At 69.9% G+C, this 3,831-nt stretch carries 5 protein-coding genes; 2 read left to right on the top strand and 3 right to left on the bottom strand.

Translation table 11 applies throughout. From position 1 onward, the window contains the following. The 3 genes from A9X04_RS07765 to aspS form a co-directional block, all read right to left on the bottom strand. Window positions 1-370: FUSC family protein (locus tag A9X04_RS07765; protein ID WP_197509089.1), on the bottom strand; the 370-nt coding region annotated here is incomplete at its 3' end. Between the two features lie 3 nt (window positions 371-373). Beyond that, window positions 374-817: a nitroreductase family deazaflavin-dependent oxidoreductase gene (locus A9X04_RS07760; RefSeq protein ID WP_067919059.1), complete on the bottom strand. Its 444-nt coding sequence runs from the start codon at window positions 815-817 to the stop codon at window positions 374-376. Next, window positions 814-2,595, bottom strand: coding sequence for an aspartate--tRNA ligase (gene aspS / locus A9X04_RS07755; RefSeq protein WP_102417909.1), 1,782 nt, complete (start codon window positions 2,593-2,595; stop codon window positions 814-816). Before aspS ends, A9X04_RS07760 begins: the two co-directional genes overlap by 4 nt. A 74-nt stretch (window positions 2,596-2,669) precedes the next feature. Between aspS and A9X04_RS07750 the strand changes: the two genes are divergently transcribed. Continuing rightward, window positions 2,670-3,551, top strand: coding sequence for an oxidoreductase (locus A9X04_RS07750; protein WP_082974868.1), 882 nt, complete (start codon window positions 2,670-2,672; stop codon window positions 3,549-3,551). A gap of 9 nt (window positions 3,552-3,560) precedes the next feature. Beyond that, on the top strand, window positions 3,561-3,831 hold a 271-nt coding region (locus A9X04_RS07745; RefSeq protein WP_197509088.1), incomplete at its 3' end, for an SRPBCC family protein.

Below are 3,831 nucleotides of genomic sequence, written 5' to 3'. Positions count from 1 at the left end.
GCCCGATGAAGCCGCCCCCGATGAACACCGCGGCGCCCAGCGCGATCAATGCGGCGATCGCGATGGGGACCGCGCCGGGGCCGAGCAGGGCCTGCACCACCGAGCCCAGCCCAATCCCGAAAGTCACCCCGACCATCATCTGGACGGCGCGTTGCGCGCGCAGCACGTTGCTCGTCGACAACGACACCGCGGCCGCGATCGGTGCGAAGAACGGCTGCGGATGCTGTAGGACGTCGTGCGCGAGATACCACGACAGGCCTGCGGCGACGGCGGTCTGTACCAGGTTGAACCACACCAGCCGCAGGCGTTTGCCGCCGGCACGCGCGGCGGCGAGAACCAGCGATAGCCCCGCCTGCCGCGACGTGCCCACCGGCTAGGTCCGGTTTAACTCGAACAACGGAATGACGCGGCTGGTCTTGGACTGGTATTCGGCGAACACCGGCGCCGCGGCGACGATCTTCGGCAGGACTTCCTCGCGCTCGTCGGACGGCAACTCGCGCGCCGTGACGGCGAACTCCTGCACTCCCTGCGGGGCGCCGATCTCGACCCGGGCCTGCGGGTTGGCCCGCAGGTTGTGCACCCACGCCGGGCTGACGGGCGAGCCGGCGAAGGAGCCGATGATGATGAGCTTGCCGTCGATGCGGAAGTAGGCCAGCGGGGAGATCCTGGGCTGTCCGGACTTGGCGCCCGTCGTGGTGAGCAACAGCAGATGGGCATTCTCGAACTGGCCGCCCACCTTGCCGCTGTTGGTCCGGAACTCGTCGATGATGGCGCTGTTGAAGTTGTTGATCGTCGCGGTGTCAGGCATTTCGGTCATGCCCGGTCAACCTTGTCCGGCTTGACGTCTATTCCGGATTCCTTGCGTTGCTGGGCGGTGATGGGCGCGGGCGCCTCGGTGAGCGGGTCGACGCCGCCGCCGGTCTTGGGGAACGCGATCACCTCGCGGATGGAGTCCACCCGGGACAGCAGCGCGTTGATCCGGTCCCAGCCGAAGGCGATCCCGCCGTGCGGCGGTGCGCCAAAGGTGAACGCCTCCAACAGGAATCCGAACTTGTCCTCGGCCTCGGCGCGGTCCAGGCCCATCACCGCGAACACCCGCTCCTGGATGTCACGGCGGTGGATACGGATCGAGCCGCCCCCGATCTCGTTGCCGTTGCAGACGATGTCGTAGGCGTCGGCGAGCACGCCGCCGGGGTCGGTGTCGATGACGTCCTCGAACTCGGGCTTGGGCGAGGTGAACGCGTGATGCACCGCCGTCCACGCCCCCGCGCCGACGGCCACGTCGCCGGCGGCGGTCGCCTCCTCGGCCGGCTCGAACAGCGGTGGGTCCACCACCCACACGAACGCCCATGCGTCGGGGTCGACGAGGCCCAGCCGGTCCGCGATCTCGTTGCGGGCCGCACCGAGCAGGGCCCGCGACGACTTGGGCGGGCCGGCCGAGAAGAAGATGCAGTCCCCCGGCTTGGCCCCGACGTGCGCGGCCAGCCCGTCGCGCTCGGCGTCGGACAGGTTCTTGGCCACCGGCCCGCCGAGCGTGCCGTCGTCGGCCACCAGCACGTAGGCCAGGCCGCGGTGCCCGCGCTGTTTGGCCCACTCCTGCCAGCCGTCCAGCGTGCGCCGTGGCTGCGACGCCCCACCGGGCATGACCACCGCACCGACGTACGGTGCCTGGAAGACGCGAAAGGTGGTGTCGGAGAAGAACTCTGCGCACTCGACGAGCTCCAGCCCGAACCGCATGTCCGGCTTGTCCGAGCCGAACCGGCGCATCGCGTCGGCATAGCTGATCCGCGGGATCGGCGTCGGGATCTGGTAGCCGATCAGCGCCCACAGCGCGGTCAGGATCTCCTCGGAGATCGCGATGATGTCCTCGGCGTCGACGAAGCTCATCTCCATGTCGAGCTGGGTGAACTCGGGCTGACGGTCGGCGCGGAAATCCTCGTCGCGGTAGCAGCGGGCGATCTGGTAGTAGCGCTCCATCCCGGCCACCATCAGCAGCTGCTTGAACAGCTGTGGGCTCTGCGGCAGGGCGTAGAACGATCCGGGGTGCAGGCGCGAGGGCACCAGGAAGTCGCGCGCCCCCTCGGGTGTGGAGCGGGTGATCGTCGGCGTCTCGATCTCGACGAAGTCGTGTCGCGCCAGCACCGAGCGGGCGGCGGCATTGACCTTGGAACGCAGCCGGATTGCGGCGGCCGGCCCGTCGCGGCGCAGGTCGAGGTAGCGGTACTTCAGCCGCAACTCCTCGCCGGCGGGCTCGTCGAGCTGGAACGGCAGCGGCGCGCTCTCGCCGAGCACGGTCAGCGACGCGGCGTTGACCTCGATGTCACCCGTGGCGATCTCGGGGTTGGCGTTGCCCTCCGGGCGGATCTCGACGACCCCGGTGACCGCGATGCAGAACTCGGCGCGCAACCGGTGCGCCTGGGCCAGCACGTCCTCGGCGCGGAACACCACCTGGGCGATGCCCGAGGCGTCGCGCAGGTCGATGAAGATGACGCCGCCGTGGTCGCGGCGGCGAGCCACCCAGCCCGCCAGAGTCACCTGCTGCCCGGCTTCGCTGCTTCTCAGCGAACCGGCGGCGTGGCTGCGCAGCACAAACACTCCCTTTCAGCAGGCTTTGGACGAGTGCCCAGTCTAGAGCAGGTACTTTCGGTCCTATCGCCACCAACCCCCCAATGAGAATCGCACTAGTCGGCCCCGGCGCCGTCGGCACGACGGTCGCCGCACTGCTGCACAAGGCCGGGCATTCGGTGCTGGTGTGCGGCCACACCCCCCGAGACCGCATCGAATTGCGGCCCGACGGCGCGGATCCGATCGTCGTCCCGGGGCCCGTGCACACCGATCCCCGCGAGGTGAACGGGCCCGTCGACGTGGTGGTTCTGGCGGTCAAGGCCACCCAGAACGATGCCGCGGCCGGATGGCTGGCCCGCCTGTGCGGGCCGCACACGATCGTCGCGGTGCTGCAGAACGGCGTCGAGCAGGTCGAGCGAGTACAGCCGCACTGCCCGTCGTCGCCCGTGGTCCCCGGCATCGTCTGGTATTCCGCGGAAGCCCAGCCCGGCGGCTGGGTCCGGCTGCGCACCGAGCCCGCGCTGGTACTGCCCAGCGGGCCCTCGGCGGAGGCGATCGCCGATCTGCTGCGCGGCGCGGGATGCCGGGTGGACTGCGACCCCGACTTCATCACCGCGGCCTGGCGCAAGTTGCTCACCAACGCGCTGGCCGGGTTCATGGCGCTGTCCGGGCGGCGGTCCGGCATGTTCCGCCGCGACGACGTCGCCGCACTGTCGCGCCGCTATGTCGCCGAGTGCCTGGCGGTGGCGCGGGCCGAGGGCGCCCGGCTGCCCGACGGCATCGTCGACGAGCTGGCGGAGATGTTCCGCCGCGCACCCGAGGACATGGGGACGTCGATCCTGGCCGACCGGGAGAACGGCCGTCGGATGGAATGGGACATCCGCAACGGGGTGATCATCCGCAAGGCCCGCGCCCATGATCTGGCGACGCCGATCAGCGACGTCGTTGTGCCGTTACTGGCCGCGGCCAGCGACGGGCCAGGATAGATTCGAGCCATGTTCCCCTGCGACCGCGTGGACATGAGCTTCATCGACAGCGCGCCGTTCGTGTTCCGCAACAGCGTCGACCTGGCCATCACGCCCGAGCAGCTGTTCGAGGTGCTCGCCGACGCGGAGTCCTGGCCGCGCTGGGCGAGCGTGATCACCAAGGTGACCTGGACCAGCCCCGAGCCGCGCGGCGTGGGCACCACCCGCGTCGTCGAGATGCGCGGCGGCATGGTCGGCAATGAGGAATTCCTGGCGTGGGAGCCGTTCAGCCACATGGCTT

The organism is Mycobacterium sp. E3247 (assembly GCF_001667785.1).
GTDB lineage: Bacteria > Actinomycetota > Actinomycetes > Mycobacteriales > Mycobacteriaceae > Mycobacterium.
The sequence above is the reverse complement of the archived record's forward strand: the minus strand, read 5'-3'. Positions and strand labels throughout refer to the sequence as shown.

Excerpts from the sequence above, each read along its gene's own strand:
- A9X04_RS07760 (WP_067919059.1), bottom strand. The coding sequence starts at position 817 with ATGACCGAAATGCCTGACACCGCGACGATCAACAACTTCAACAGCGCC.
- A9X04_RS07750 (WP_082974868.1), top strand. The coding sequence starts at position 2,670 with ATGAGAATCGCACTAGTCGGCCCCGGCGCCGTCGGCACGACGGTCGCC.